The organism is Corynebacterium canis, assembly GCF_030408595.1.
GTDB lineage: Bacteria > Actinomycetota > Actinomycetes > Mycobacteriales > Mycobacteriaceae > Corynebacterium > Corynebacterium canis.
Map to the genome: position 1 here is coordinate 1,436,858 of NZ_CP047080.1, position 25,777 is coordinate 1,462,634.

Annotated in this window: 26 protein-coding genes; 21 read left to right on the forward strand and 5 right to left on the reverse strand. The window is 61.1% G+C overall.

Features of this window, described 5'->3' with window-relative positions:
• Nucleotides 1–26 precede the first annotated feature (26 nt).
• Entirely contained in the window at nucleotides 27–1,481 is a 1,455-nt protein-coding gene (locus CCANI_RS06310) for an HNH endonuclease signature motif containing protein (RefSeq protein WP_290211548.1), read from the reverse strand.
• An 88-nt stretch (nucleotides 1,482–1,569) separates the two neighbouring features.
• Between CCANI_RS06310 and CCANI_RS06315 the strand changes: the two genes are divergently transcribed.
• The 3 genes from CCANI_RS06315 (at nucleotide 1,570) to CCANI_RS06325 (ending at nucleotide 3,441) form a co-directional block, all read left to right on the forward strand.
• Nucleotides 1,570–1,860: a transposase gene (locus tag CCANI_RS06315; RefSeq protein WP_290211243.1), complete on the forward strand. Its 291-nt coding sequence runs from the start codon at nucleotides 1,570–1,572 to the stop codon at nucleotides 1,858–1,860.
• Nucleotides 1,861–1,931: 71 nt separating this feature from the next.
• Nucleotides 1,932–2,789: an IS3 family transposase gene (locus CCANI_RS06320; RefSeq protein WP_246118325.1), complete on the forward strand. Its 858-nt coding sequence runs from the start codon at nucleotides 1,932–1,934 to the stop codon at nucleotides 2,787–2,789.
• Nucleotides 2,790–3,291: 502 nt separating this feature from the next.
• A complete protein-coding gene (locus CCANI_RS06325) occupies nucleotides 3,292–3,441 on the forward strand; it encodes a hypothetical protein (protein WP_186750383.1) in 150 nt (49 codons plus the stop codon).
• A 30-nt stretch (nucleotides 3,442–3,471) separates the two neighbouring features.
• Here the strand turns inward: CCANI_RS06325 and CCANI_RS06330 are convergent, their stop codons facing one another.
• Both CCANI_RS06330 and CCANI_RS06335 read right to left on the reverse strand, forming a co-directional pair.
• A complete protein-coding gene (locus CCANI_RS06330; RefSeq protein ID WP_146325496.1) occupies nucleotides 3,472–5,073 on the reverse strand; it encodes a hypothetical protein in 1,602 nt (533 codons plus the stop codon).
• Complete coding sequence (locus CCANI_RS06335) at nucleotides 5,070–6,962, reverse strand: DUF2339 domain-containing protein (protein WP_146325495.1); 1,893 nt, start codon at nucleotides 6,960–6,962, stop codon at nucleotides 5,070–5,072. Before CCANI_RS06335 ends, CCANI_RS06330 begins: the two co-directional genes overlap by 4 nt.
• Before the next feature lie 400 nt (nucleotides 6,963–7,362).
• Here CCANI_RS06335 and infC point away from each other — a divergent pair, with 400 nt between their 5' ends.
• The 9 genes from infC (at nucleotide 7,363) to thiD (ending at nucleotide 15,088) form a co-directional block, all read left to right on the forward strand.
• Complete coding sequence (gene infC, locus CCANI_RS06340) at nucleotides 7,363–7,923, forward strand: translation initiation factor IF-3 (protein ID WP_146325494.1); 561 nt, start codon at nucleotides 7,363–7,365, stop codon at nucleotides 7,921–7,923.
• 38 nt (nucleotides 7,924–7,961) lie between these two features.
• Nucleotides 7,962–8,156 carry a 50S ribosomal protein L35 gene (gene rpmI / locus CCANI_RS06345; protein ID WP_146325493.1) on the forward strand — a complete coding sequence of 65 codons (195 nt, stop codon included), beginning with the start codon at nucleotides 7,962–7,964 and terminating at the stop codon, nucleotides 8,154–8,156.
• Between the two features lie 60 nt (nucleotides 8,157–8,216).
• Nucleotides 8,217–8,600, forward strand: a complete 384-nt coding sequence (gene rplT, locus CCANI_RS06350) for a 50S ribosomal protein L20 (RefSeq protein WP_146325492.1) — start codon at nucleotides 8,217–8,219, stop codon at nucleotides 8,598–8,600.
• A gap of 158 nt (nucleotides 8,601–8,758) precedes the next feature.
• A complete protein-coding gene (locus CCANI_RS06355) occupies nucleotides 8,759–9,235 on the forward strand; it encodes a TM2 domain-containing protein (protein WP_146325491.1) in 477 nt (158 codons plus the stop codon).
• Nucleotides 9,236–9,345: 110 nt separating this feature from the next.
• Nucleotides 9,346–9,684 (forward strand): NINE protein, encoded by a 339-nt coding sequence (locus CCANI_RS06360; RefSeq protein ID WP_186750381.1) that lies wholly within the window; start codon nucleotides 9,346–9,348, stop codon nucleotides 9,682–9,684.
• Between the two features lie 10 nt (nucleotides 9,685–9,694).
• Nucleotides 9,695–10,510 carry a TrmH family RNA methyltransferase gene (locus CCANI_RS06365; protein ID WP_146325489.1) on the forward strand — a complete coding sequence of 272 codons (816 nt, stop codon included), beginning with the start codon at nucleotides 9,695–9,697 and terminating at the stop codon, nucleotides 10,508–10,510.
• Between the two features lie 64 nt (nucleotides 10,511–10,574).
• The gene (gene pheS, locus CCANI_RS06370; protein ID WP_146325488.1) at nucleotides 10,575–11,612 is read left to right on the forward strand and encodes a phenylalanine--tRNA ligase subunit alpha; all 1,038 of its coding nucleotides are present in this window, start codon (nucleotides 10,575–10,577) and stop codon (nucleotides 11,610–11,612) included.
• 37 nt (nucleotides 11,613–11,649) lie between these two features.
• Nucleotides 11,650–14,145, forward strand: a complete 2,496-nt coding sequence (gene pheT / locus CCANI_RS06375) for a phenylalanine--tRNA ligase subunit beta (RefSeq protein ID WP_146325487.1) — start codon at nucleotides 11,650–11,652, stop codon at nucleotides 14,143–14,145.
• 127 nt (nucleotides 14,146–14,272) lie between these two features.
• Complete coding sequence (gene thiD / locus CCANI_RS06380) at nucleotides 14,273–15,088, forward strand: bifunctional hydroxymethylpyrimidine kinase/phosphomethylpyrimidine kinase (protein ID WP_146325486.1); 816 nt, start codon at nucleotides 14,273–14,275, stop codon at nucleotides 15,086–15,088.
• Here the strand turns inward: thiD and CCANI_RS06385 are convergent.
• Complete coding sequence (locus CCANI_RS06385; protein ID WP_146325485.1) at nucleotides 15,070–15,636, reverse strand: TetR/AcrR family transcriptional regulator; 567 nt, start codon at nucleotides 15,634–15,636, stop codon at nucleotides 15,070–15,072. The genes thiD and CCANI_RS06385 overlap by 19 nt on opposite strands.
• A gap of 81 nt (nucleotides 15,637–15,717) precedes the next feature.
• Here CCANI_RS06385 and CCANI_RS06390 point away from each other — a divergent pair, with 81 nt between their 5' ends.
• From CCANI_RS06390 to argH, 9 genes are all read left to right on the forward strand, one after another.
• Entirely contained in the window at nucleotides 15,718–16,218 is a 501-nt protein-coding gene (locus CCANI_RS06390; protein ID WP_146325484.1) for an HXXEE domain-containing protein, read from the forward strand.
• Between the two features lie 43 nt (nucleotides 16,219–16,261).
• Entirely contained in the window at nucleotides 16,262–17,305 is a 1,044-nt protein-coding gene (gene argC / locus CCANI_RS06395) for an N-acetyl-gamma-glutamyl-phosphate reductase (RefSeq protein ID WP_146325483.1), read from the forward strand.
• A 66-nt stretch (nucleotides 17,306–17,371) separates the two neighbouring features.
• Nucleotides 17,372–18,532, forward strand: coding sequence for a bifunctional glutamate N-acetyltransferase/amino-acid acetyltransferase ArgJ (argJ, locus tag CCANI_RS06400; RefSeq protein ID WP_146325482.1), 1,161 nt, complete (start codon nucleotides 17,372–17,374; stop codon nucleotides 18,530–18,532).
• A gap of 12 nt (nucleotides 18,533–18,544) precedes the next feature.
• Nucleotides 18,545–19,483: an acetylglutamate kinase gene (argB, locus tag CCANI_RS06405; protein WP_146325481.1), complete on the forward strand. Its 939-nt coding sequence runs from the start codon at nucleotides 18,545–18,547 to the stop codon at nucleotides 19,481–19,483.
• 4 nt (nucleotides 19,484–19,487) lie between these two features.
• Nucleotides 19,488–20,687, forward strand: coding sequence for an acetylornithine transaminase (locus CCANI_RS06410; RefSeq protein ID WP_146325480.1), 1,200 nt, complete (start codon nucleotides 19,488–19,490; stop codon nucleotides 20,685–20,687).
• A complete protein-coding gene (gene argF, locus CCANI_RS06415; RefSeq protein WP_146325479.1) occupies nucleotides 20,684–21,655 on the forward strand; it encodes an ornithine carbamoyltransferase in 972 nt (323 codons plus the stop codon). The genes CCANI_RS06410 and argF overlap by 4 nt, the downstream gene beginning before the upstream one ends.
• Before the next feature lie 18 nt (nucleotides 21,656–21,673).
• The gene (locus CCANI_RS06420) at nucleotides 21,674–22,192 is read left to right on the forward strand and encodes an arginine repressor (protein ID WP_146325478.1); all 519 of its coding nucleotides are present in this window, start codon (nucleotides 21,674–21,676) and stop codon (nucleotides 22,190–22,192) included.
• A 123-nt stretch (nucleotides 22,193–22,315) separates the two neighbouring features.
• Nucleotides 22,316–23,515: an argininosuccinate synthase gene (locus CCANI_RS06425; protein ID WP_146325477.1), complete on the forward strand. Its 1,200-nt coding sequence runs from the start codon at nucleotides 22,316–22,318 to the stop codon at nucleotides 23,513–23,515.
• Nucleotides 23,515–24,948 (forward strand): argininosuccinate lyase, encoded by a 1,434-nt coding sequence (gene argH / locus CCANI_RS06430; RefSeq protein WP_146325476.1) that lies wholly within the window; start codon nucleotides 23,515–23,517, stop codon nucleotides 24,946–24,948. The genes CCANI_RS06425 and argH overlap by 1 nt, the downstream gene beginning before the upstream one ends.
• Here argH and CCANI_RS06435 read toward each other — a convergent pair.
• Nucleotides 24,945–25,706 (reverse strand): TetR/AcrR family transcriptional regulator, encoded by a 762-nt coding sequence (locus CCANI_RS06435; protein WP_146325475.1) that lies wholly within the window; start codon nucleotides 25,704–25,706, stop codon nucleotides 24,945–24,947. The genes argH and CCANI_RS06435 overlap by 4 nt on opposite strands.
• Nucleotides 25,707–25,777: the final 71 nt, after the last annotated feature.

Sequence of the window (25,777 nt, forward strand, 5' to 3'; positions counted from 1 at the left end):
CTCGCCCACGGCAGCTGCTCGCCGAGCTACCACCTTGAACGCGTGCGTTTCGTGGCGGTTCGGCGGTGGTGTTTGGCTTGGCGGGCGCGTTTCTGCAGTTTCGCCAGTTGGCAGGGTGGTTTGGCCCACCGTGGCACAGGCGGCACATAGTCTGTGGGTGGTTCTTGGGGCCATTGGTCATCCGGTGGGGGTTCGGGGTGTGGGGCTTCGGGTAGGGGCGGCAGTTCGGTGGGAATATTGGCAACTAGGTTGTGGCGGGCGAGGTAGCGGGCGCGTTGCCGGTTGCGGTAGTTGATTAAGGTGGTGCCCCACCGGCCGAAATCCTCCCGGATCGGCGGCTGCTGATAGTCCTCCTCGGTTTTGGTGGGCTGGGCATGGCGGGTGGTAATCCCTTCGGGGCAGCCCACCACATGGCCGGCAAGCACCCCCTGTGGAATCGTGGTAATCGTCGCACCGGTGGCAAACCGCCAGGTGACATTGCCGTAGGTATCGGTGGAAGCGGTGGCGTGCCGGTCGGTTTTGAAATTGTGGTGATGCCGACACAAACACTGCAGGTTCGACGCGGTGGTCCACCCGCCGACCTCATGGTTGATCACATGATCAATGTCACAAAAGGTAGCGTCCATGGTGCAGTCCGGGAATCGGCAGGTGCCATCCCGGCCCATGATCAACAAGCGTTGCTCCTCGGTGGGATCATGCGCAGCCCGCAGCACTTCGGCCACATCGCTAATATTGGTGTAGGCAAGATCCCGGCCGCTGATCCGCTTGCGTTGTTCCCCGGTGAGCAGCCCCACCCCATGCAGCCGCTCTGGGACCACCTTCGTGGCCTCGGTAAGGGTGCCAAGGCCAAACAGGTGGACGGTACACCCGGCATCCCGCTGCTCCCCACTACCGCAAATACGATTGGTGATGATCTCATCTTCCCGCAGGTTCAGCTTTTTCGCCCCCGCGGCCAGGCGTTGTTTAATCTCATGGGCTTCATCACTAGGTAGGGTCACATTGAGCATACTGACCCCAGCATGCGGGCTTTCCCACAATTCCACCCCACACATCGCCTGAATCCGGGCGGCCATCGCCTCCTCGGTTAACGCCTCCTCCGGCGGGGTTTCCTCCACAATATGTAGCCGGATTAGGGTATCGCGCAGCACCTGCCGGATCCGCCGCGTACTCGGCAACGGCTGATTCGCCCTGGTTGGGGTAAACAACCCCACCAGCACGGTATCGATATCACGCCACACATAGCTTGGGGCATCCAAGGACACGGTCACCAGGGCGAACCAAATCGTCCGCAACCGCTCATAATTCAAATAATTATGCTCCAGCGCGTGCGCCTTCAACCCGGGCAGGCGCTCATGCAGCAGGAAACACCCACCCACAATGTTATACATCCGGGCTTCAGAATACGTGCCACTGTGCACCGCGAATTCCTTCACCAACGCGCGGATATTCAACCGGTGCACATCCAACCCAAAGGTCGCCAACAACCAATTGTGTAAAAACACCCGATTAGCCTTGAGGTGTCATGATTCTTGTGGTCAGTAAAACCCACATCCTGAGAGGATAGGAATCATGACTTCTAGTTATTCTGAGCAATTCCGTCAGCAATGTGTTGACGCTGTCATAGTCCTTGGAAAGTCCAGAGCTTCAGTGGCCGCCGAGTACGGCGTGTCTTCGTCGTCGTTGGGCCGGTGGGTGGCCAAAGCCCAGGGCACACTGGGGACTGGTTCCGGCAGTCACAAACGCGCCGCGGATACTACCTCGGATGATCCGACGCAATTGCGTAAGCGGATTATGGAGTTGGAACGCGAGAATGATTTTTTAAAGAAAGCGGCCGCCTTCTTCGCAAAGACGCAACCGTAGTCGAGATTTATCCGGTGATTTTCCATTTCGATGCATTGGGCACACCAAATCCCCGGTTTCCCGTAACGATGATGTGTCGGCTTTTGGAGGTTTCTACCTCGGGATACTATGCATGGCGGGCTCGGGTGGATTGCCCACCAGCACCGGCAACACCACGCGGCCGCAGAGCCCAGATCACCACACACGTCAAGGAACTTTTCCATGGTCACAATGGGTTTGCTGGGGCGCGCACGATCCATCGACAGCTTCGCCGGGAAGGCATCGCCACAACCCTGTATGCCGTGCGAGTCATCATGTCCCAAGAACATTTGATTACGAAATACCGGCGCCCATTCAAACGGACAACAATCCCTGATCCAAAGGCTGCTGCCCGCACTGATCTGCTGCAACGGAACTTTCAGCCGCCGGTGGCCACGACGCATCTGTGCGGCGATATCACCTACCTTCGTACCGGCCAGGGCTGGATGTATCTAGCGACAGTCATCGACCTAACCACTAGGATGGTCGTTGGCTGGCAGATCGCAGATCGCATGACCTCCCAACTTGTCGTCGATGCACTTGCCATGGCCTATCACGCCGGGTACGTCGCCGGGAACGCCATTTTTCATTCCGATCGCGGCTCCCAATACACCTCTCAACATTTCACCCGCATCGCCGCCCAAATGGATGTACGTTTAAGCGTCGGTGAAACAAGAGTGTGCTGGGACAACGCCGTCGCTGAATCCTTGTTTTCAACGCTGAAACTCCATCTACTGTTCGACCGAAAACAATTTCCAACCAAATTCGCCGCTCGGTTTGAAACCGGCCAATGGATCGAAACGTACTACAACCGGCAACGACCGCACTCAGCCACCGGCACCGTCCCGGCCGATGCCATGCACCAATTCTTCGCCCGCCACAACGACCACCCCCCAAACTCCGCAGCATAACCCCACACAACGAACACAACCGGGTTTTACCGTCCACAAAATTTGACACAGCCCACCTCCAACTCGGCGGCACCAATGAAATTCTGCGGATCATCCACCACAAACCCCGCCACCGAATCCACCTGTTGTGCGGTCATTGCCCCGTGTCACCTCCCGAAACCCTTCCCGAACATCTATGTACTGTATAGCCCTTGTTCTACCCAGCACGCACACCCGCTACCAGCGCCGAAACCAGGCGAAACACCTTGGCCACAACCGGAACACCACCCCCGCCACACCCTGCCTGACCAGGCAAAACAACACCCGAACCCGTGGTGGGCAACACAACACTTGCCCACACCCAAACCATGGTGTAGCACACCCACCACACCCACAAGCACCCGCCACACGCCCCCACACCCACAAACAGCACACTAGGCACCAAAAACCATCAAACAACGAGCTGAAACCCGCAGCAGAAAACACTATGAGCTTGCCCACAAACCGGAATACACCAACAGGGGTGAATGAAACCACCCCCACCAGCCATAAAGCGGCGAACCACCGTAACGCTGAGCAGGTTGGCGCCAGTCGGGGCGTCGAAAAGCGACGGAGCCGCGCCAAACCCTTGTTGCCCGTCGTGGCCGCCGGAACCCCCGAAGAAGTCGCCTAGCGGAGTCCTACACGGGCAACTTCCTGAGAGCTATTGCCGCGATAGCTCGCCCACGGCCGCCGCGGTCGGTGTTTCTTCCGCTGCGGGTTCGGCGGGCTTCGGCTTGCGGGAGTTGCTGCTGCGGCGCGCGACCGCGATCAGCAAGATGATGCCGCACAATAGGAACACCAATGAGCGCGGCAGAAGCGGCAGGATCGGGTAGTCTAATTCGAAGACTTTCAAGGTGCTGGCGGCAATAAACAGCATGGCCAATTTGATATCGGTCGGGTGCTTGAGTTTGGTGAACCCCGTGAGCACGAGCGCGCCGATGGTCAACCACAGCACGGTCACGAAAACGTGGCTGTATTCGAATGCCAGGTTGCCGCCCAGGGCCTTGGCCAGCGGCACGAACGAAATCATAAAGGCGTGCAGGCTCAAGGCGAATAGTGCGATGCGGGCGGGCGTGGGCAGCGGCGCGGGATTACGCAGCGCCCAGACGCACCCGGCGAGGCTCGCCAAGATTGCCACGCCCAGCATCGCTTCCATGGGGGCGGAAAAGAAGCCATCATTGTGGGAAAGCGCGGACAAGGTCAACGGGCCGGTAAGGAATAGCGTGGCCAGCGCCCAGCACACCAGCGGGGTAAGCGCCGACTTATTCCGGGCAAACCAGAAGAAGAAAACGATGCAGCTGGGGAGGAACACCCAGATCGGGGACGGCTGGTCGAAATCGTTCACCAAGAGCATCAGCAATGGCAACGGTGTCACGCTCCACGCGAAAAGCTGCAGGTTGGCGGTGTCGGGCCGGGGCCGCACGAATTGGGTCAAGGCTACCCACGCCACGCAGAGTGCGAAGGCGGCCCAGCCGCTCAGGCGGGTGTCGTCCCACAGCGGGCAGGCAACAAAGATCAATATGGCGGGGGCGATACCGCCGCATGCGAGGTAGGTGGTTGTGAGCATGCTGCGATCCCAGTGCGTCAGCAGGATCAGCGCGGCCGCGAACGTAAGTGCCCATATTTCGCCGGGGAAGGCTGCAGGGCTGAACGGTAGTTCGGCCATGACCAGCCCGAGCGCAAGTATCGCGGACGCGTGTAGCCGCGTGGTGTCCCAATGCTGCCCAAAGCTTGTGAGCGCGATCAGGAGCACGCCAACTATGGTGCCCGGAAGCGGCAGGAATTCCGGGGCGAACGTCTGGTATTGCGTCAGAAACGCGAGGAACATATATCCGAGAAGGATGGTGGTTATCGGCGCTTTCCACAGCCTGCCGATGCCGAAGAAACAGGCGACGAGCAGGGTAAAAGCGGCAGCACCGAGCCAGCCCGGCCACCATTTGTAGATCGCTATCATCGAATAGATCACGAGTGCGAGCGTCGCGGCGGCGGTCACCAGCACGCCGCTGGTTACCACGGGCAGCGTGCCCCGCATGTGCAGCAGCAACGCGAAGCCCAGGAAGATAAAGCCGAGCAGGGTGGCGGCGAGCACCCGCATGAGAGGCGTGATAAAGCTTAGGTCCGCGACCAGCGACACTAGGTATCCGGCGCCGACGATCGTGATCACAGCGCCAAAGATCGCCAAGATTTGGATCACGGTGCGCTCGTTCGCCCACCAGGGTTGCTGTTGCGGCGGTGGCCCCGCGAATTGCTGGTTCGAATTCATTTTTGAACCCCCTGTCCGGGATACGTGGGCGCGCCACCGACCGGCGGGTACTGCCCCTGCGGATACTGCGGCGGCGGATATTGCCCCTGCGGATACTGCGGCGGCGGATACGCGTGGCGTTGATTCGAATTGTTGTGCGCGAAGTGCTTACTGCGCCGCGTCGCAATGATGAGCAGGATAATGCCGGAGATAAGGAACGCTGCGATGCGTGGCAACCCCGTGAGCGTGGACATATCCAAGAACACCAGTTTGAGCGTTCCGGCGATCGCAAGTGTAATTCCCACACCAAGTGAGGCGCGTTGCGGAAGTTTCGAATGCCCCAGCAGGATCCACCCAGAGGCGAAGATCCACGAAATGGAAATCAGCGCGTGGCCGACGAGGTAGCCCAACCACATGGTGGGGTCGCCGGCGAGCGCGGCGCCGATAAACGTCGCCGTGGTCACCACCGCGAGCGTCGAATAGTGCAGCCCCAGCAGCGCCAAGAGAAACGCAACTACGTTCGGTAGCGCGGTGAGCGATTTGCGGTGCCACAAAGCCACGGACAGCACCACAAACAGCAGGAAAGCGATGGTTACCGAGTTCGTGGAAGTCAGCCACAGCGGCCGTTTCAGCATGACGGAACTGTGCATCGGCGACACCATGTACAGCGACACCAGCGACCATGATGCCCACACCACCCAATGCTCGCGTTGTTCGGAAATCCATGCGATTGCCGCCGCGAACACCAGCAGGAACACCCACGGCACCATGTGGCTTTGCAAAACGCTTGTCGACGGCGTGTTTAGCACAACGCCGACGAAACCCAGCGGGAGCCATGTCAATGCCAACGTTTCGGACCATTGGGTGACATCCGATTGCCGCAGATAAGCGATCATCGCCCAGCCGAACGTAATGCCGACCAAGATCCAGGCGATCCAGCCCGTCGAGGTGGCCCCGAAGCCGAAAAACAGCACCGTTGAGCTCACGAACAAACCAACGAATTGGAAGGTGCGTTGGGAGATATTCCGATCGAAAAACACGATGCCTACAAGGATCGCCAGGGCGATCGCTTGCGGTAGGCCTTCCACGCGAATATCACTGCCCACCAGCGGGCCCTGCAGCGTGTCCCCAATAGCCACCCCGATCAGCACAAAACTGCCGCCTGCAATGCGGGCGTGTTGCCAATGAGTGCCCCGCACCAACGCGAGCAACGCCAGCCCCGTGAATGCGCTGAGGAAAACCGCGTCGTCGAGAAGCGAGTCGATGACAACCGTGGAAATCAGCGACACGGCGCCGACCAAAATAACGTAACTTTGGTGCTGCCACGCGCGGCCAATGCCCAAATACGCGGCGGTCAGCGCCGTAAACAAAGCGAGCGTGACCCACTCCGAAAGCCAACCGTACGTAAAAGCGGACACCAATAATGTGATGCACAGGACCGCCGCCGAGGTGCCCAACATCCCGCAAATGGCCACCGGATGCATGCGCCTGCGGTGCAGCCAAGCCGCAACGCCCAAGAGGATGAAACCTAAGATCGTGCCAAGGAGTACGCGGGTGGGCGGCTCAAGCGCAAAGAACTCCGGGAAATTCACCACAAAGAAAAACGCGCCAATAACGGTGAGCAATCCGCCCAGCGCCGCTAACGAGCGCAGGATCATTCGTTCCCGATCCCACCATGGGACATGCGGCTTGAGAACCGCACGGTAATTGGCGGCGGCCTGCGGGAATCGCTGCGTTCCAATCGTTCCGCTTGGGGCGGGGCGCGGGACCGGCAGCGGGGGAGTGAGAAGAACGACGGGGTCGCGCGCACGCACGCTCGCTAACGGTGGGCCGAGGATCGGCAACGGGATCGTTGAGTACCGCTGAACATGGTTTTGTGTTGCGGTGTTCTCAGCTTTGGGGCGTTCCATAAATCAATAGTGTAGGGGGTACTCAGTAACAATGGGAGCAATGAAAGCTTGGGGCAGTGCAATTTGCAGTGGGGGGATTTGCCCTGTTTGCGGGCGTCAAATGTGATTTATGGTGGGCGCAATTTACCGTGGGTGCCAATTCAGGTGGGTCTTATTTTGTGTCCAGCTTTCATCTGTGTTACCTTGTCAGCACTACCGCCTCATTACATTTTGTATGAGGCCGCAAGTGGAGGTCCCTCCCACCAGAGGCCGTCGGGCATTCCGGCTGGATCATGGTAACAACGCAAAGCATCACCACGGTATAGTGGCTGCTGTTTTTCACGGAGATCTCCCGTTCGCTTGCAAGGTGAACGGGTTTTTGTCGTGTGTTGGTGGAGCGGGCAGCCGGTTGCGGTGCGGTATGCACACATTACCCATCCGCTGCGACTTAGGAGTACCCATCAGCGCTGAAGCTCGCATTAATGAGCGTATCCGTGTCCCCGAGGTTCGCCTCGTAGGGCCGGGTGGTGAGCAGGTTGGCATCGTTCGTATTGAAGATGCCCGAAAGCTCGCATACGACGCAGACCTAGACCTCGTTGAGGTCGCCCCCAACGCGAAACCCCCGGTCTGCAAGATCATGGATTACGGAAAGTTCAAATACGAGGCCGCGCAGAAGGCGCGTGAGGCTCGTAAGAACCAGCAACAGACTGTGGTCAAGGAGCAGAAACTTCGTCCCAAGATCGATGATCACGATTATGAGACGAAGAAGGGTAATGTGATCCGGTTCCTGGAGAAAGGCTCCAAGGTTAAGGTCACCATTATGTTCCGTGGCCGTGAGCAATCGCGTCCCGAACTTGGTTTCCGTCTTCTGGACCGACTCGCGCAGGACGTCGCTGAATACGGCGTCGTAGAGACGAAGGCCAAGCAAGACGGGCGGAATATGACGATGGTCATTGGCCCGTTGCGTAAAGGCAAGAAGTAAATACCTCATAAGTTTCAAGTTTCAAGGACACTCATCTCATGAAGCAGAAGACCCACAAGGGCACCGCCAAGCGCGTGAAGGTCACCGGCTCCGGCAAACTCCGTCGCGAGAGGGCTAATCGCCGTCACCTCCTTGAGGGCAAGCCCTCCACCCGCACTCGTCGCCTGAAGGGCACTGCCGATGTCGATAAGGCTGATGTGAAGCGCGTGAAGCGCTTGCTCGGCAAGGCTTAAGATACGGCCCACGCCCGTCATCCCCTCTACCCCCGAAGACTGTATTAAGGAAGTACCACCGTGGCACGTGTCAAGCGGTCCCTCAACGCCAAGAAGAAGCGTCGCACAATCCTCAAATCTGCAAAGGGTTACCGCGGCCAGCGCTCCCGCCTTTACCGCAAGGCCAAGGAGCAGTGGCTGCACTCCATGACTTACTCTTACCGCGATCGTCGCGCCCGTAAGAGCGAGTTCCGCAAGCTGTGGATCCAGCGCATCAACGCAGCTGCCCGCATGAACGATATCACCTACAACCGCCTCATCCAGGGCCTGCGTCTCGCCGGCATCGAGGTGGATCGCAAGATCCTAGCGGAGCTGGCTGTCAATGACTTCGCCGCGTTCTCCGCGATCTGCGAGGCGGCAAAGGCCGCACTTCCGGCCGATGTCAACGCGCCGAAGGCCGCCTAGCATTCTCGCTGGACTGCCGTAGTTTTTCTATTACCCCCTTGGTGCCGCGCATCTTGGGGGTTTTCGCTCGCGTTGGGGCGTGTTGTATGACTAAGCTGTTCATTTATTGTCTGTAGACTAGAACAGACGTTGAGTCCTAGGGAGATGAGCGAAACACTATGACAAATCCTTTCGGTGAAGTCCACTACGATAAGGACGGCTTGCCGATTCAGCATCCGCAGGCGCAACCGAACCCGTACGCTGATCCGTTCTCGCAGCCGCAGCAGGCGTACATGAATCCCATGACCAATATGCCGATTCCGCCGCAGCAGCCGCAGCAGTTCGCGAACGTACCCATGCAATACGGTGCGGTTTCTCCGATGGCGGTAAATGCGGTGCCGAAGCAGTGGATCGTCGCCGTGTTGCTTGCGTTTTTCCTTGGTCCCTGGGGCGCCCATAACTTCTACTTGGGTTACACCCAGAAGGCGTGGCTTCAGTTCGGGCTGTTTGTTGGTGGCATTATCACCTCGTTCTTGTTTATTGGCGTGATTCCGATGGCGGCCGTGAGCATTTGGGCGTTTATTGAGTTCATTATGTTGCTGATCGGCAGCAGCCCGTACGATCGTGACGGGCAAGGGCTTCCGCTGCAAAAGTAGGGCGTTACAAGTGCGTGAAGGTGCGGTAAAGATTTTTTACGCACCCTCGCCTTTGCGCATTGCTGTTACTAATGTTTATTTCAGTACCCTACTGGTATTGGAGTAAACCAATGATGTTGACCGCGCCATCTTCAGCAACGCGTCAAGTAACCGACTCGCAAGATTCGGGCGCGCCCGTGCGCTGGCGGGTCACGGTCCTCTTCGCGGTGTTTACCGGCCTGTGTGGGGGCCATAATTTTTATCTGGGGTATCCGCAACGGGGGTTTGTGCAATTGGGTTTGCTGGTCGCGGGGATTGCCACGTTCGCTTCCGGCCTGGGGTTGGTATTGCTGACCATGCTGGCCCTGTGGGTGCTGGCGGAGCTGGTGTTGTTATTGGCTCGGGTCGCGCCGTATTCCTGTGATGCGCAGGGCTATATCGTGGTGAGCCCGGCCGCCGCATACTGCTAGCCTTAATCGCATGCAATTGGATTTTGGTTCACCATTTACGGAGCGCACGGGGCGCATTGTGCAGGCGGCGAAGTTGCATCGGGCGGCGGCGCGGAAAAAGGTGAACCGGTTCCTTGTGGAGGGCGAAAATTCTGTCGACGCCGCGATTGCCACGGGCGCCGCAACCGACGTATTTGTCACCGAACCTGCGGCCGAACGTTTTGCCGATTTGCTGGTGGCCGCTGGACATATGGGCGTGTACGTGCACCCCATTACGGATGGTGCGGCCCGCGCCCTTGCGGATACCGTGACCCCTACCGGCATCTTTGCCGTGTGCACGCCGGTCACGTGGGGCATCGGCAGGGTTTTGCAAGGCAAACCGCGCCTTGTCACGGTTCCGGTGGGCACCAATGATCCGGGCAATGCGGGCACGCTGATCCGCGTGAGCGATGCCGTGGGCGCGGATGCCGTGGTGTTTGCCGGGCAGTGTGTGGATCCGCAGGGTCCGAAGGCGGTGCGCGCTTCGGCGGGCTCGCTATTTCATATTCCGGTGGCGCGGGAGGCTGATGCGCGGGGGTTGATAGGGCAGTTGCGGGCGCGGGGATTGCAGGTATTGGCCACCGCCGCGGACGGCGAAATGAATCTCGATCATGCTGGCGAATTGTTGGCGCGCCCGACGGCGTGGCTGTTTGGCAATGAAGCCCATGGATTGGAGCCGGAATTGCTGGATCTGGCGGACCATCGGGTGCGCATTCCGATTCGCGCCCGGGCGGAGTCGCTGAACCTTGCCACCGCGGCGTCGATATGTTTGTACGAGTCGGCGAAGGCCCTATATTCGCAGCTCTGAACGCGTCGGCTATGATAGTGCGGTTAGCAGACTATTGAAATCATGTGAAGGGTCGATCCAGAAGGTGTCTGAGATCCAGTTAACTGAAGCCAGTTTGAACGCCGCGGCCGACGCTGCCGAGCAGGCGTTTCAAGCAGCAGAAAACTTAGAGGAGTTGGCCGTCGCCCGCCGCGCGCACTTGGGCGATGAGGCTCCGATTCCGCAAGCCCGCCGCGCGCTTGGCTCATTGCCAAAGGCCGAGCGCAAGGACGCTGGGCGTGCCGTGAACATGGCTCGCGGGCGCGTCGAAAAGCTTTTTGCGCAGGCGAAGGTGGCGCTGGAGGAAAAGCGTAACGCGGAAGTACTCGTCGCGGAGCGTGTCGACGTCACGGTGCCCACCACCCGCACGCAATCTGGCGCGCTGCACCCCATCACCATCCTGAGCGAGCAGATCGCCGATATTTTCGTAGGCATGGGCTGGGAAATCGCGGAGGGTCCGGAGGTGGAAGCGGAGTACTTTAACTTCGATTCGCTCAACTTCCTGCCCGATCACCCCGCGCGCACGCTGCAGGACACGTTCCATATCGCGCCCGAGGGGTCGCGCCAGGTGCTGCGCACGCACACCTCCCCGGTGCAGATGCGCACCATGCTGTCCCGCGATGTGCCCATGTATATCGCGTGCCCGGGGCGCGTGTTTCGCACGGATGAGCTGGACGCCACGCACACGCCGGTGTTTCACCAGATCGAGGGGCTGGCCGTGGATAAGGGGCTGACCATGGCCCACCTGCGTGGAACACTTGATCACCTAGCCAAAACCTTGTTCGGGCCGGAGACGCACACTCGGATGCGCGCAAATTACTTCCCGTTTACCGAGCCTTCCGCCGAGGTGGACGTGTGGTTCCCCAATAAAAAGGGCGGCGCGGGCTGGATCGAATGGGGCGGTTGCGGCATGGTGAACCCGAACGTGCTGCGTGCCGCGGGCATCGACCCCGAGGAATACACCGGCTTCGCCTTTGGCATGGGCCTGGAACGTACGTTGCAATTCCGCAATGGCCTGTCCGATATGCGCGACATGGTCGAAGGCGACGTCCGCTTCACACTGCCGTTCGGTATTCAGGCATAACCCCACCCCGCGTTACTATCAGGAGTTTTCCCAAAAAATGTTCATCGCTCAAAGCTGGTTAACGGGGTTATTGCAGCGGGCAAACCCCGGCTGGTCCGTCACCCCGGAAGAACTCGACGCGGGCTTTATCCGCGTTGGCTTCGAAACCGAAGGCTACGCGCCGTTGCCCGAAACCACCGGCCCGCTGGTCATTGGCCGCGTGGAATCAATCGAAGAATTGACCGAGTTTAAAAAGCCGATCCGGCATTGCATGGTCAATGTTGGCGATGCGAACGGCACCGGCGAATTGCAATCCATTATCTGCGGGGCGCGTAACTTTACCGAGGGTTCCACCGTGGTGGTGTGCCTGCCGGGGACCGTGCTGCCGGGTGGTTTCGCCATTTCCGCGCGTGAAACATATGGGCGGATGTCCGCAGGTATGATCTGCTCCGCGGCCGAGCTTGGTATGACGGAAAAGCAGAACGCCGGGATTATTACGTTGGATGCTTCCGTCGGCGAGCCGGGTACGGATGCCCGCGCGATCCTCGGCCTAGACGATACTGTTTTCGAGGTGAATATTACGCCGGACCGGGGTTATGCATTGTCCCTGCGCGGCCTGGCACGCGAACTGGCGTCCGCATTCGAGCTTGACTTTATTGACCCCGCCGCGCAGCGTGTTGATCTTCCCACCAACTCCGCCGCCGAGCTGATCCCCGTGACTTTGGGAGCGGAAACGAAGGCCCGCCGCTTTGGTTTGCGCAGCGTCACCGGCGTGGACCCGCAGGCGGAGACGCCGTTTTGGATGCAGCGCGAATTGATGCTTTGCGGCCAGCGCCCCGTAAACCTGCCCACCGATATCACCAATTACGTGATGTTGCTGTTGGGGCAGCCGATGCACGCCTTCGATGCGGATAAGATCAGCGGCGGCCTCGTGGTGCGCAACGCCCGCGCGGGCGAGACGCTGGTCACCTTGGATGACGCCACCCGCGTGCTCGACGAGGGTGACGTGGTGATTTGCGACGATCAGGGGATCCAATCCCTAGCCGGTGTGATGGGCGGTTCCACCTCGGAGATTTCCGATGCCACCGTGAATGTGTTCTTTGAGGCGGCGAACTGGGATCCGATCACAGTGGCGCGCACCTCCCGCCGCCATAAGCTGAGCTCCGAGGCCTCCCGCCGGTTTGAGCGCGGCGTGGACCCAGCGGTGGTCGAGGTCGCCCTGGACTTGGCCTGCAGTCTGCTTGTCGAATACGGTGGCGGCACCATTGCGGCCGAACGTACGTTGGTTGGCAAGGTTCCGGCCATGCCCACCATCACCATGTCCGCCGCCCGCCCCGGCGATATCGCGGGCGTGGAGTATTCCCGCGAAACCGTGATCGGCCGCCTCGAGGAGGTCGGTTGCGAGGTGGCAGTCCTGGGCTGCGGCTGCAAGCTCGAGGTCACGCCGCCGACCTGGCGCAGTGACCTGACCATGACCGCGGACCTTGTGGAGGAGGTGCTGCGCCTCGAAGGCTTGGAGGATATTCCGTCGATCGTGCCCACCGCGCCTGCGGGCCGCGGCCTTTCCGCCGCCCAGTTACGACGCCGCGCCATCGGCCACGCCTTGGCCTATGGCGGCTATGCGGAAATCCTGCCCACCCCGTTTATTTCCAATGATGTGTTCGATGTGTGGGGTCTCGATGCTGATGACGAACGCCGCCGCGTTGTCACGGTGCAAAACCCGCTGGAAGCCGATCGCGGCGTGCTGGGCACCACGCTTTTGCCGAGCATGCTCGATGCCCTGAAGCGCAATGTCGCGCGCGGCCATAAGGACGTACATCTGTTCGGCGTGCAGCAGGTAAGCGTCGCCCGCGGCACGGGGATTTCCCCGATGCCTTCCGTGGCTCAGCGCCCAGACGAAGACGCCGTGTCGGAGCTCCTTGATTCCCTGCCGATCCAGCCCTTGCACGTGGCAACGGTTGGTTGTGGGCACTGGGAATTGGAGGGCCCGTGGGGCGAGGGCCGCGCCTATAGCTTCGCCGATGCGATCGAATCCGCCCGCGTGGTGGCCCGCGCCGCGGATGTGGAGCTGACCGTGGCCAATGCCGAAAAGCTGCCGTGGCACCCGGGCCGCTGCGCGGCGCTGTTTGTCGGCGATGTGATCGTGGGCTATGCGGGCGAATTGCACCCGCAGGTGGTGGAGCGTGCGGGTCTGCCGCCGCGGACCTGCGCCATGGAAATCAATGTCGCGGCCTTGCCGTTTGCGCCGAGCCTGCCCGCGCCCGTGCTTTCGGCGTTCCCCGCCTTGTTGCAGGATTTGGCGCTGGTTGTTGCTGAAGATGTGCCCGCGGAAGCCGTCCGCAGCGCCGTGGAACAGGGGGCCGGCGACCTGCTGGAAGACGTCCAACTGTTCGATATTTACCGCGCTGATTCCCTTGGCGAGGGCAAGAAGTCCTTGGCGTTTTCCTTGCGTTTCCGCGCTCCCGATCGCACCCTTACCGATGAGGAGTGCAATACCGCACGGTTGGCCGCTGCCGAGGCGGCCCGCGTGGCTTGCGGCGCCGAGATGCGCTAGCAAGGGGTACGTTTGATCGAATCCGCATGGGTGTCGCGCCGCGTTGTTCGCCAGCGCCGCGCGGTGCCTGGGGAGGGTGCGGGTGGGGGCGTCGTCACGCGGGCTGAAAATGGTTAGTATGAACGTCATGACTGCAGCGAGACCACGCATTTTGGCAATCGCCGGCACGGACCCGACTGGGGGCGCCGGCATCCACGCCGACCTGAAGGCAATCATGGCGCTCGGCGGCTACGGCATGGGGGTGGTCACGGCCATCGTCGCGCAAAACACGCAGGGTGTGCGGCATGTGCATTCGTTGGCGCCGGCGTGGATCCGCGAGCAGCTCGACGCTGTGAGCGAAGACGTGCATATCGACGCCGTGAAGATCGGCATGCTCGGTGACACTGCGACGATTGCGGTGGTTGCGGAATGGCTGCGGGATATCGATGCCCCGGTGGTGCTTGATCCGGTGATGGTGTCCACGTCGGGGCACTCGTTATTGGCGGCGGATGCGGAAAGCGCGCTGCGCGAACTGATTGGCGAACTCGCGGAAAGGAACGGGGACGTATTGCTTACCCCGAATATCCCGGAGTTGGCGCGTTTGGCGGGGGAGGAACCTGCGGAAACTTCCGCGGCGGCGGTGTTGCAGGCGAAGCGTCTGATTGGCGGCACGGCACTGTCGGTGCTGGTCAAGGGCGGGCACCTCGATGGTAACGTGGTTTCCGATGTGGTGGTGAATCGCAGTGGCGTATTTCCGTGCGAATCTCCGCGCGTGAACACTCGTTGTACGCACGGCACGGGGTGCTCATTATCGTCCGCGATGGCAACGGCGTTCGTGCGGACGGGGCGTTGGGACGAGGCGCTGAGCCTGGTCAAACCTTGGTTGCAAGCTGCGCTGGAAGGCGCGGATGCGTTGGAGGTGGGCGCTGGTAATGGCCCTATTGATCATGGGGCGCTTGCGTAACCTTTCAGTAGGTTGAGGATGTATTCCTTGATCTCGTTATTGTCCATCTGTTCGCCTAAAATTGCGGACCGGTAGACAAGGCCGCCGATAATGGAATCGGTGAGGTCGGTAAAGCTGGCTGGCTTGACTTTGGCGAGCTTGGTCAGCTCCACCGCCTGTCCGCGCACGGGTTCGATAATGGTTTCGCGGTACAGGTTGGAAAGCTCGGGGTTGTTCTGCTTGTGGATATCTAGGCTGATGGCAACGAGGGTGGCGTTGGTGCCGTTAATCAGGTCCGCGTAGGCGCTGATAAAGCTATCGAGGTCCTTGTCAAAGTCTCCGCTGAGATTCACGGTGCGTTCGCCGAGCTCCTGCCGGAGCGCGGCGACCGCGAGGTGCGCCAGCGACGGCCAGCGGCGGTAAATCGTAGTTTTTGCGATGCCGCTGCGGTGGGCGATTTCGTTGATGCGTAAGCCTGTATATCCGTAAAGCTGCATCAACCTGAGGGTCGTTTGCATCACTTTGTGGTCAATTGTTTCGTCTCGTGGGCGTCCGGTGTGTTGTGTCATGTCTTACAGCTTATATATAAGAAACGCTACCTAGGGTATCTTTATTACTGTGAACTGATTCCCTAATGAGGAGCTGAATCGATGAACACCGTAAACAAAGTAAGCGGTGGGCTGTTTGCCGCATGGGCGGCGCACGATCTTGAAGAGCTGTACACAATCGTGGGAACCTCGAAACAGCTGTTCCCACGAATGCCAAAATGGTTGCCATTGCCCCCGCGGCTACGCTCCGAAGGGGTCAGCCAAACCCACGTTAACGTGGCACTTTCCATCATGGCGGTGTTGGTGGCGCTCGCGGCGGCGGAAGGGAAACGCACCGGTGGCGCGTCGCCATTGTTCCGGGGGGCGCTTTTGGTGTTCGGTTTGCATGGTTTCACCCATATTCTTACCGCCGTGATTGCTGGGCGCTACACAACGGGTGTAGCTACGTCACCAATCATTGTGATCCCTTATTGGATATATGCCCGGCGCGCGTTGCGGGCGGAAGGATTGCGTGATAATGATCTGCAAGCTATTGCCATTGCGGCATTGGTTCTGCCGGTGTTAGTGCTGGTACATGTAGTCAGCTGGTTCCTCACCAAGTAATGCATAACTTGCACTTCTCTGCATAAATGTTATGCTTGCCGGCATGACTCTTTCTGTTGCGGTAGCGGGCGCGAGCGGCTACGCGGGTGGCGAGATCTTGCGGCTGCTACTCGGACACCCAGCATACGCGAGCGGTGAATTGGAAATAGGCGCGCTTACGGGTGCCTCGAACGCGGGAAGCAGCGTCGGCGAGCTCATGCCGCACCTGCCGGAACTCGCGGATCGCGTGATCGAGCCGACCGATATTGGCACGCTGGCCGAACATGATGTGGTGTTCCTCGGCCTACCGCACGGGCATTCGGCGGAGATCGCGCAGCAGCTCGGGGAGGACGTCTTGGTCCTCGATTGCGCGGCGGACTTCCGGTTGCGGGACGCGTCCGCGTGGGAGCAATATTACGGCACTGCGCACGCGGGTTCGTGGCCCTACGGGATCCCCGAAATGCCGGGCCACCGGGAGCAGCTGCAACGTACCAAGCGGGTTGCCGTGCCGGGTTGTTTCCCCACGGGTGCCACGCTCGCATTATTGCCTGCGGTGGCCGCGGGGCTGATCATTCCCGATGTCGCGGTGGTCTCCATTACGGGCGTTTCCGGCGCTGGGAAGAAGGCCAGCGTGGCCATGCTTGGGTCGGAAACCATGGGCAGCGCCAAGGCCTATAACACCGCCGGCAAGCACCGCCACACGCCGGAAATTATGCAAAACCTCGGCGAATATACGGACGAATCGGTGACGGTGAGTTTCACGCCGGTGCTGGCACCGATGTCGCGTGGCATCCTCACCACCGCCTCCGCGCCGCTTCGCGGGGCGGTCAGCGAGGGGCAAGCCCGTGAGGTGTATGCCCGTGCCTATGCCGAGGAGCCGTTCGTGCAAGTGCTTCCGGCGGGGCAGCAGCCGCACACCCAACACGTCGTCGGATCGAACATGTGTCAGATACAGGTGGAGGTGGATCAGGGCGCGGGCCGGCTGCTGGTCACCAGCGCGATTGATAACCTCACAAAGGGGACCGCAGGGGCCGCGGTGCAATGCATGAACTTGGCCCTTGGCTTCCCCGAAACCGCAGGCCTGCCGCGCGCTGGGGTAGCGCCCTAATCGAACTTGTGGCCGTCCGGCGAAACGATGCAACCAATGGCAAGCAATAAGGAAAAGGAATCAGCAATGAGCAACACTGGCGTGACCGCCCCCGCAGGCTTTGCGGCCGCGGGCATTACGGCGGGCATCAAGGCCTCCGGAAAACCGGACATGGCCCTGGTGCAAAACCTCGGCCCGCTGCAGGTGGCGGCGGGTGTGTTTACCCGCAACCGCGTGGTCGCCTCGCCGGTGAAACTCACCCGCGCGCACGTAGCGGGTGGCAACCTGCACGCCGTGGTATTTAATTCCGGCAATGCGAATGCTTGCAATGGGCAGCAGGGCGATGTGGACGCCCAGGCCATGGCCGATAAGGTCGCGGCAGCGTTGCATACTTCCGTGTCCGATATTGCCGTATGTTCGACGGGCATCATCGGCGAGCCAATGCCGATGCCGGTGGTCCTCGCGGGCGTGGATACGCTGGTGGAGGCCTTGGGCGATCATGGCGCGGACGCCGCCACGGCGATCATGACCACGGATACCATCAGCAAAGAAACGCAGGTCACGGGGGATGGCTGGTCCGTGGGCGGGATGGGTAAAGGCGCCGGAATGATGGCACCCGCGCTGGCCACCATGTTGGTGTGTTTGACCACAGACGCCGTGGTATCCCCGGCGTTAGCGGACCGGGCGCTCCGCGCGGCCACCGCACAAACTTTTGATTTATTGGATATCGATGGCAGCACCTCCACCAATGACACCGTGCTGTTATTGGCCTCCGGCGCCTCCGGAATAACGCCCAGCGAAGAGGATTTCACGCGCGCCGTTTTCGCGGCGTGTGAGCAGCTCAGCGCGCTGATGCAATCCGATGCGGAAGGCGTGACCAAACGGGTGAGCATCACCGTCACCGGCACCACCGACGACCATATGGCCGCGGCCGCCGCGCGCACCGTTGGACGCGACAACTTGTTCAAATGCGCCATGTTCGGTTCGGATCCGAACTGGGGCCGGGTGCTTGCCGCGGTGGGCATGGCGGAGGCGGATATGGATCCGGAAAACATTAGCGTCAGCTTCAATGGGCACGCGGTGTGCGAGCGCTCCTGCGGCACCTCGGACGCCCGCGAGGTGGACCTCGGCGGCTCGAACATAGATGTGGTTATCGACCTCGGTACGGGTGGTCCCGGCAAGGCGACCGTGCGCACCACCGATCTGTCCCACGCGTATGTGGAAATCAATTCGGCGTACACCACGTAAAGGCGGTTGAAAATGAATAAAATGCTCGCCGGCATCGGGCCGGAAATTCGCGCGAACGTATTGGCGGAAGCCTTGCCGTGGCTGCAATATTTCCGCGACAAGATCGTGGTGGTGAAATACGGCGGCAACGCCATGGTGGATGAGACGCTCAAGGCGGCGTTCGCGGCGGACATGGTGTTTCTGCGCACGGTCGGCGCGAAGCCCGTGGTGGTGCACGGCGGAGGCCCGCAGATTTCCGCGATGCTCACCCGGCTTGGGTTGCAGGGCGAGTTCCGCGGCGGCTTCCGTGTGACCACGCCGGAGGTTATGGACGTCGTGCGCATGGTGCTCTTTGGGCAGGTAGGCCGCGATTTGGTGGGGCTGATCAATTCCCACGGTCCGTACGCGGTGGGCACTTCCGGCGAGGACGCTGGGCTGTTTACCGCCACCAAGCGCCTCGTGGAGGTGGACGGTCAGCCCACCGATATCGGGCTCGTGGGCGATATCGTCGAGGTCAATCCCGCGGCGCTCATGGATATTATCGACGCCGGGCGCATCCCCGTGGTTTCCACGATTGCCCCCGATGCGGAGGGCCAGGTGTACAACATCAACGCCGATACTGCGGCCGGTGCGCTCGCCGTGGCCTTGGGCGCCGAACGTTTGCTGATGTTGACCAATGTCGAGGGCCTGTACACCGACTGGCCTGACCGCTCTTCGCTTGTTTCTTCGATTACGGCGGGGGAGTTGACGCCGCTGTTGCCGCAATTGGACTCCGGCATGATTCCGAAAATGGAGGCGTGCTTGCAGGCGGTGCGCGGTGGGCTTTCCGCAGCGCACATTATCGACGGCCGCGTCGCCCACTCCGTGCTTCTCGAACTGCTGACCGAGGGTGGCATAGGCACCATGGTCCTGCCGGACGATTTTAACCGCGGCGATTATCCCGAACATATGGTCTTTAGAAAGGATGACTAGGCGTATGAGCGATCTGCTAGCCCAATGGTCCGAACGCATGATGGACAATTACGGCACCCCGCCGCTGGCGCTGGTCAGCGGTTCGGGAGCCACCGTGGTCGATGAGCAGGGGCGTTCCCATATCGATATGCTCGCCGGCATCGCCGTGAATTCCCTTGGTTATGGGCACCCGGCGCTCGTGCGTTCGATTTCCGAACAGGCGGCGAAATTGGGACATACCTCCAACCTTTTCGCCTCCGCACCCGCGCTAAGTGTGGCGGGCACACTTATTCAGCGTTTCGCGCGTGACGACGCCGCGCTTGCCGCCGCCACCCGCGTATTCTTCTGCAATTCCGGGGCTGAGGCCAATGAGGCGGCCTTTAAAATCGCGCGTCTTACCGGCAGATCCCGCATCCTCGCCGCGGTCAATGGGTTCCACGGCCGCACGATGGGCGCGCTGGCGCTCACGGGCCAACCGGACAAGCGCAATCCTTTCGCGCCCCTGCCCACCGGCGTGGAATTCTTCCCCTACGGCGATGCCGGCTACCTTGCCAAATTGGTGGCGGTCAATCCGAAGGACGTGGCCGCTATTGTTTTGGAGCCGATCCAGGGGGAAACCGGGGTGATCCCGGCCCCGGAGGGTTTCCTTGCTGCGGCGCGGCAGCTGTGCGATGCGCACGGAATTCTCCTTATCTTCGACGAGGTGCAAACCGGCGTCGGCCGCACCGGCACCTTTTTCGCCCACCAGGCCGAAGGGGTCACGCCGGACGTGGTCACCATGGCGAAGGGGCTTGGCGGCGGCCTACCCATCGGCGCGTGCCTCGCACACGGTCCGGCCGCCAAGCTTTTTACCCCAGGGTCCCACGGCACCACCTTTGGCGGTAACCCCGTGGCCTGCGCCGCGGCCGAAACCGTCCTTGAGATCATCGATGATGATTTCTGCCAAGAGGTCACGGCCAAGGGCGCGTGGTTGAAGGAAGCGCTGGAAGCTGTGCCCGGCGTCGAACAGGTGCGTGGACGCGGGTTGATGTTGGGGGCCGTGCTGCGGCAGCCGATCGCCCGGCAAGCCGTCGCCCGCGGATTTGATTTCGGCGTGATCCTCAACGCCCCGAACGAACGAGTGATTCGGCTGACGCCGCCGCTGGTGATCAGCGGCGTGGAATTGCGCGAAGGCGTCGCACGCATCGCCGAATTGCTGCACACACTCGAAGGAGAACACCCATGACACACGCCCCGAACGTCCGGCACTTTATCGCCGACGATGACCTCACCCCGGCCGAACAGGCCGAGGTGCTTGACCTTGCCGCCGAACTCAAGGGCGCCCCGTTTTCCCGTCGGCCGCTGGAGGGCCCGCGCAGTGTCGCCGTGCTCTTTGATAAGACCTCCACGCGGACCCGCTTCTCCTTCGAAGCCGGCATTACGCAGCTTGGCGGCCACCCGATCGTGGCGGATAGCAAAAACACGCAAACCGGCAAAGGCGAAACCATTCAAGATACCGGTGCCGTGCTGAGCCGCTTTGTGGATGCCATCGTGTGGCGCACCACCGCGCACCAAAATTTGTTCGATATGGCGGAGACCGCCACCGTGCCCATTATCAACGGCCTTTCGGACGACCTGCACCCGTGCCAAATCCTGGCGGACCTCCAAACCTGCATCGAAAATCTGTGCGCGGAGGAGGGGGCGGCCGGATTGCGCGGCAAGAAAGCCGTGTACCTGGGTGATGGCGCGAACAATATGGCGCATTCCTACTTGCTTGGCTTTGCCACCGCGGGCATGGACCTTGCGATCATTGCGCCCGCAGGTTTCCATCCGGCGGCAACCTATCTGGAGAGGGCGCAGGCGCGCGCCCAAGAAACCGGTGCGACCATCACGGTGACCACGTCTCTCGACGCCGTGGCAGGCGCCGACGTGGTGATCACCGACACGTGGGTCTCGATGGGCATGGAGCACGATGGCGTCGATCGCCACACGCCGCTGCTGCCTTATCAGGTCAACGACGAGGTCATGGCACGGGCGAACAAAGATGCGATCTTCCTGCACTGTTTGCCCGCGTACCGTGGCAACGAGGTGACCGCCAGCGTGATCGACGGCCCCCAATCCGTGGTGTTTGATGAGGCCGAAAACCGGCTGCACGCCCAAAAAGCGTTGCTGGTTTGGCTGTTGGAACACCAGCCGGAACAGGCAACTCACTAGAAGGTGGAACGCAAAACCATGGACAAAGACCTGCTCGGCTCGGGTCAAGGCCAACCCCCGCCCGCGCAACCGGTAAGCCGCACGGCACGGCAAGCACGCATCTTGGAGATCCTGTCGCAATACCGGGTTTCCAGCCAGGTGCAGCTTTCGGAACTGCTGCTTGACGATGGCATCGATATCACCCAGGCGACCCTTTCGCGTGACCTGGATGAGCTGGGCGCCAAGAAGGTGCGCCCGGAGTCCGGCCGCGCGTATTACACGGTGGGACCCGGGGATTCCGTGCTTTTGGAAACGCTGCGCGGCCCCCGCGAGAAGCTGCGGCGCATGCTCGATGACCTTGTGGTCAGCGTGGATGCCTCGGCCAATATCGCGGTACTGCGCACCCCGCCGGGCGCGGCCCAATACCTAGCCAGCTATATCGATCGCGTGCAGCTACCCGAGGTGGTGGGCACCATCGCCGGAGACGATACGATCTTCGTACTCGCCAGGGATCCGTTGACTGGCGCGGAGCTGGCGGAGCTGTTTCAGCGGCGATAATCGCGGCGTCGATAAGCGGCGCCCTCATACATGCTTGCGGAGTGCGGTTGTTCTAGCGCACGATGAGGCACAATACAATAGTTAACGTTTTCGTTGTTTTTTGTTCGCAAGGAGATTCCTTTCATGACTGACCGCGTCGTACTCGCGTACTCGGGTGGCCTCGACACTTCGGTGGCAATCCCGTATCTGGCCAAGATGACTGGCGGTGAAGTGGTTGCCGTTTCCCTCGACCTCGGCCAAGGCGGCGAGGACATGGAGTCGGTGCGGCAACGTGCCCTGGACTGCGGCGCGGTGGAATCGATCGTCGTCGATGCGAAGGACGAATTCGCCGAGGAGTACTGCCTGCCCACCATCAAAGCCAACGGCATGTACATGAAGCAATACCCGTTGGTGTCGGCGATTTCCCGCCCGCTGATTGTGAAGCATTTGGTGGAAGCCGCAAAAGAGTTCGGTGGCACGCACGTCGCACACGGGTGCACGGGCAAGGGCAATGACCAAGTTCGTTTCGAGGTCGGATTCGCAAATACGCACCCCGATCTGAAGATCATCGCCCCGGCCCGCGACTACGCCTGGACCCGCGACAAGGCCATCGCCTTCGCCGAAGAGGTAAATCTGCCGATCGAACAATCGAAAAAGTCGCCGTTCTCCATTGACCAAAACGTGTGGGGACGCGCCGTGGAAACCGGGTTCCTGGAGGACCTGTGGAACCCGCCGACGAAGGACCTTTACGCTTACACCGAGGATCCCGCGCTGGGCAACGCCCCCGATGAGCTCATTATTTCCTTTGAACACGGCGTGCCGGTGGCCATCGACGGCCGCGCCGTGACCGTCCTGCAAGCAATCGAAGAATTGAACAGGCGTGCGGGAGCGCAGGGCGTCGGCCGGCTGGATATGGTCGAGGACCGCCTGGTGGGTATCAAGTCCCGCGAGGTGTACGAAGCGCCCGGCGCCATCACCCTGATCACCGCGCACCAGGCGCTGGAAGACGTCACCATGGAACGCGAACTGGCGCGCTATAAGCGGCTTATCGACGCCCGCTGGTCCGAGGAAGTGTACGACGGCCTCTGGTTTGCGCCGCTCAAGCGTTCGTTGGATGCGTTTATCAATTCCACCCAGGAAAACGTCACTGGTGATATCCGCGTGGTGCTGCACGCCGGCAAGGTCGTGGTCAATGGTCGCCGCAGCGAGCACTCGCTGTATGACTTCAACCTGGCCACCTATGACACCGGCGATACGTTCGATCAGACCCTGGCTCGCGGGTTCGTTGAGCTGCACGGCCTGTCCTCGAAGATCGCCTGCCGGCGGGACCGAGAGGCGCGCTAGTGCAGGGCCACGGAACCAACGAGGGAGCCTTGTGGGGCGGCCGTTTTGCAAGCGGCCCCGCGGAGGCGATGTTCGCCTTGAGCGTGTCCACCCATTTCGACTGGGTGCTCGCCCCATACGATGTGCTCGCTTCGAAAGCGCATGCGAAGGTGTTGCGGCGCGCTGGGTTGCTGAGCGAGGCCGACCTCGAGACTATGCTGGACGGGCTCACACGCTTGGGCGCGGCCGTGGCGGCGGGGGAGTTTACCCCGGAACCCACCGACGAGGATGTGCACGGCGCGCTCGAACGCGGCCTGATCGAAATCGTCGGCCCTGAGGTAGGGGGCCGGTTGCGTGCCGGGCGTTCCCGCAACGACCAGGTGGCGTGCCTGTTTCGAATGTGGATTCGTGACGCCGTGCGGGATATCGCCGGGGGCGTGGTCGACCTGATCGACGCGTTGGTGGGGCAGGCGGCGGCCCACCCGGAGGTGATCATGCCGGGCAAGACCCATTTCCAGGCCGCGCAGCCGGTGCTGCTGGCGCACCAATTGTTGGCGCACGCGCAGCCGCTGTTGCGGGACTTGGAACGCCTCCGTGATTTGGATAAGCGACTTGCCGTTTCCCCATACGGTTCGGGCGCGCTCGCTGGTTCCTCGCTGCACTTGGACCCAGAGGCGATCGCCGCGGAGCTCGGCTTCGATTCCGCCGCGGATAATTCGCTGGACGCCACCAGCTCCCGCGATTTCGCTTCCGAAACCGCGTTCGTGCTGGCGCAAATCGGCGTGGATATGTCGCGGCTCGCGGAAGAAATCATTGCGTGGTCCACGCCGGAGTTCGGGTACGTTACCTTGGCCGATGCATGGTCGACCGGTAGTTCGATTATGCCGCAGAAAAAGAACCCCGATGTGGCGGAATTGACGCGCGGCAAGTCGGGGCGCTTGATCGGCAACCTCGCCGGTTTGCTGGCCACGCTCAAGGCCCAGCCGTTGGCCTACAACCGCGACCTTCAGGAAGATAAGGAGCCGATCGTTGATTCCGTGGCGCAGCTGAGTCTATTGCTGCCCGCCATGACCGGATTGGTTTCCACGCTTACCTTCCATCCCGAACGTATGTTGGAGCTCGCTCCGGCCGGGTATACCCTGGCCACCGATCTCGCCGAATGGATGGTCCGCGAAGGCGTGCCGTTCCGGGTGGCGCACGAAGCCTCCGGTGCCTGCGTGCGCATCGCCGAGTCTCGCGGCGTGGGGCTTGATGAGCTCACCGACGAGGAGCTGGCAAGTGTGCACGCCACACTTACCCCGGCGGTGCGCGAGGTGCTTACCGTGGCTGGCTCCGTGGCTTCGCGCACGACCCGCGGCGGTACCGCCGGGGTGCGCGTTGCGGAACAGCGCGAACGGGTGCAACAGGCCGCGGCCGAGCATCGCGCCTGGGCGGAAACACCGGTGCGCGGCTAGCTGGCAGACGCCGCTGACGCGGGGCCGGACCCACCATCGCCTTGTGCGATCAGGGGTTCGGAAATTCCCTGCGCTCGGGGGAGCAGCGTGCGCTCGATGCCATCGAGCAAAACTTCGAGGGTCAGATCGAAGTATTGCTTGCTGATCGGGATATCGGCGGGCTCTTCCTGCAGCGGTAGGTAGAGCTGGTTGAGTAGGTAGGTAACGCCCTCCGATTCCTTGGCCATCGGGCGGATTCGCTCAATCATGCTACTCAGGCTTTGGCGATCCTCGGGGCGCGTGGCCACGCGGTGATTATGGCTGGAAATCGTGGAGCTGGCCACATTGAAAATCATGGAATAGGCGAGCGGCATCATCGCGCCAAAGCCCGCTTCCAGCAGTTTTGTGCTGGCCCGGTCGATTATCGGCAGAAAAGCCTCCGAAAACACGCCGCGGGATAGGCGATCCGTGATCCCGTGATACCGCACATACACGGGATAGTAGTTTTGCAAGAGTGCAGTAAACCACGCTTTCCAATCGAGGTCGTCGTCGGGGAGGGGGACGGAAGCGGTAACGGCGTTAACCACGGCGTCGCAAAGCTCGTCTTTTTTGGGGAAGTAGTGGTAAATCACGGAGGGCGCCACGTCGAGCGTCTTTGCGATATTGCGGATGGACCACCCGTCTAGGCCATGCTGTTCGGTGAGTTCGACGGCCTTGGCGGTAATCCGTTCGGTGCTGAGGCCCGCTCGTTTCGATGTTCGTCCGCGGTGAGTGCTCATTGCTCCAGTCTAGCGGCTATTGACAACCACTAGATCGCTGTTCTAATTTTGGCTTAACAGAACAGTGATCT

Bases quoted from the DNA above. Each gene is read 5' to 3' on its own strand.
- CCANI_RS06355 (WP_146325491.1), top strand. From the start codon at position 8,759: ATGACAAATCCTTTCGGTGAAGTCCACTACGATAAGGACGGCTTGCCG.
- CCANI_RS06320 (WP_246118325.1), top strand. From the start codon at position 1,932: ATGTGTCGGCTTTTGGAGGTTTCTACCTCGGGATACTATGCATGGCGG.
- CCANI_RS06335 (WP_146325495.1), bottom strand. From the start codon at position 6,962: ATGGAACGCCCCAAAGCTGAGAACACCGCAACACAAAACCATGTTCAG.
- CCANI_RS06315 (WP_290211243.1), top strand. From the start codon at position 1,570: ATGACTTCTAGTTATTCTGAGCAATTCCGTCAGCAATGTGTTGACGCT.
- CCANI_RS06360 (WP_186750381.1), top strand. From the start codon at position 9,346: ATGATGTTGACCGCGCCATCTTCAGCAACGCGTCAAGTAACCGACTCG.
- infC (WP_146325494.1), top strand. From the start codon at position 7,363: ATGCACACATTACCCATCCGCTGCGACTTAGGAGTACCCATCAGCGCT.
- CCANI_RS06420 (WP_146325478.1), top strand. From the start codon at position 21,674: ATGGACAAAGACCTGCTCGGCTCGGGTCAAGGCCAACCCCCGCCCGCG.
- pheT (WP_146325487.1), top strand. From the start codon at position 11,650: ATGTTCATCGCTCAAAGCTGGTTAACGGGGTTATTGCAGCGGGCAAAC.
- argF (WP_146325479.1), top strand. From the start codon at position 20,684: ATGACACACGCCCCGAACGTCCGGCACTTTATCGCCGACGATGACCTC.
- CCANI_RS06365 (WP_146325489.1), top strand. From the start codon at position 9,695: ATGCAATTGGATTTTGGTTCACCATTTACGGAGCGCACGGGGCGCATT.
- argB (WP_146325481.1), top strand. From the start codon at position 18,545: ATGAATAAAATGCTCGCCGGCATCGGGCCGGAAATTCGCGCGAACGTA.
- CCANI_RS06435 (WP_146325475.1), bottom strand. From the start codon at position 25,706: ATGAGCACTCACCGCGGACGAACATCGAAACGAGCGGGCCTCAGCACC.
- CCANI_RS06330 (WP_146325496.1), bottom strand. From the start codon at position 5,073: ATGAATTCGAACCAGCAATTCGCGGGGCCACCGCCGCAACAGCAACCC.
- CCANI_RS06390 (WP_146325484.1), top strand. From the start codon at position 15,718: ATGAACACCGTAAACAAAGTAAGCGGTGGGCTGTTTGCCGCATGGGCG.
- thiD (WP_146325486.1), top strand. From the start codon at position 14,273: ATGACTGCAGCGAGACCACGCATTTTGGCAATCGCCGGCACGGACCCG.
- CCANI_RS06385 (WP_146325485.1), bottom strand. From the start codon at position 15,636: ATGACACAACACACCGGACGCCCACGAGACGAAACAATTGACCACAAA.
- CCANI_RS06425 (WP_146325477.1), top strand. From the start codon at position 22,316: ATGACTGACCGCGTCGTACTCGCGTACTCGGGTGGCCTCGACACTTCG.
- rpmI (WP_146325493.1), top strand. From the start codon at position 7,962: ATGAAGCAGAAGACCCACAAGGGCACCGCCAAGCGCGTGAAGGTCACC.
- argC (WP_146325483.1), top strand. From the start codon at position 16,262: ATGACTCTTTCTGTTGCGGTAGCGGGCGCGAGCGGCTACGCGGGTGGC.
- CCANI_RS06410 (WP_146325480.1), top strand. From the start codon at position 19,488: ATGAGCGATCTGCTAGCCCAATGGTCCGAACGCATGATGGACAATTAC.
- argJ (WP_146325482.1), top strand. From the start codon at position 17,372: ATGAGCAACACTGGCGTGACCGCCCCCGCAGGCTTTGCGGCCGCGGGC.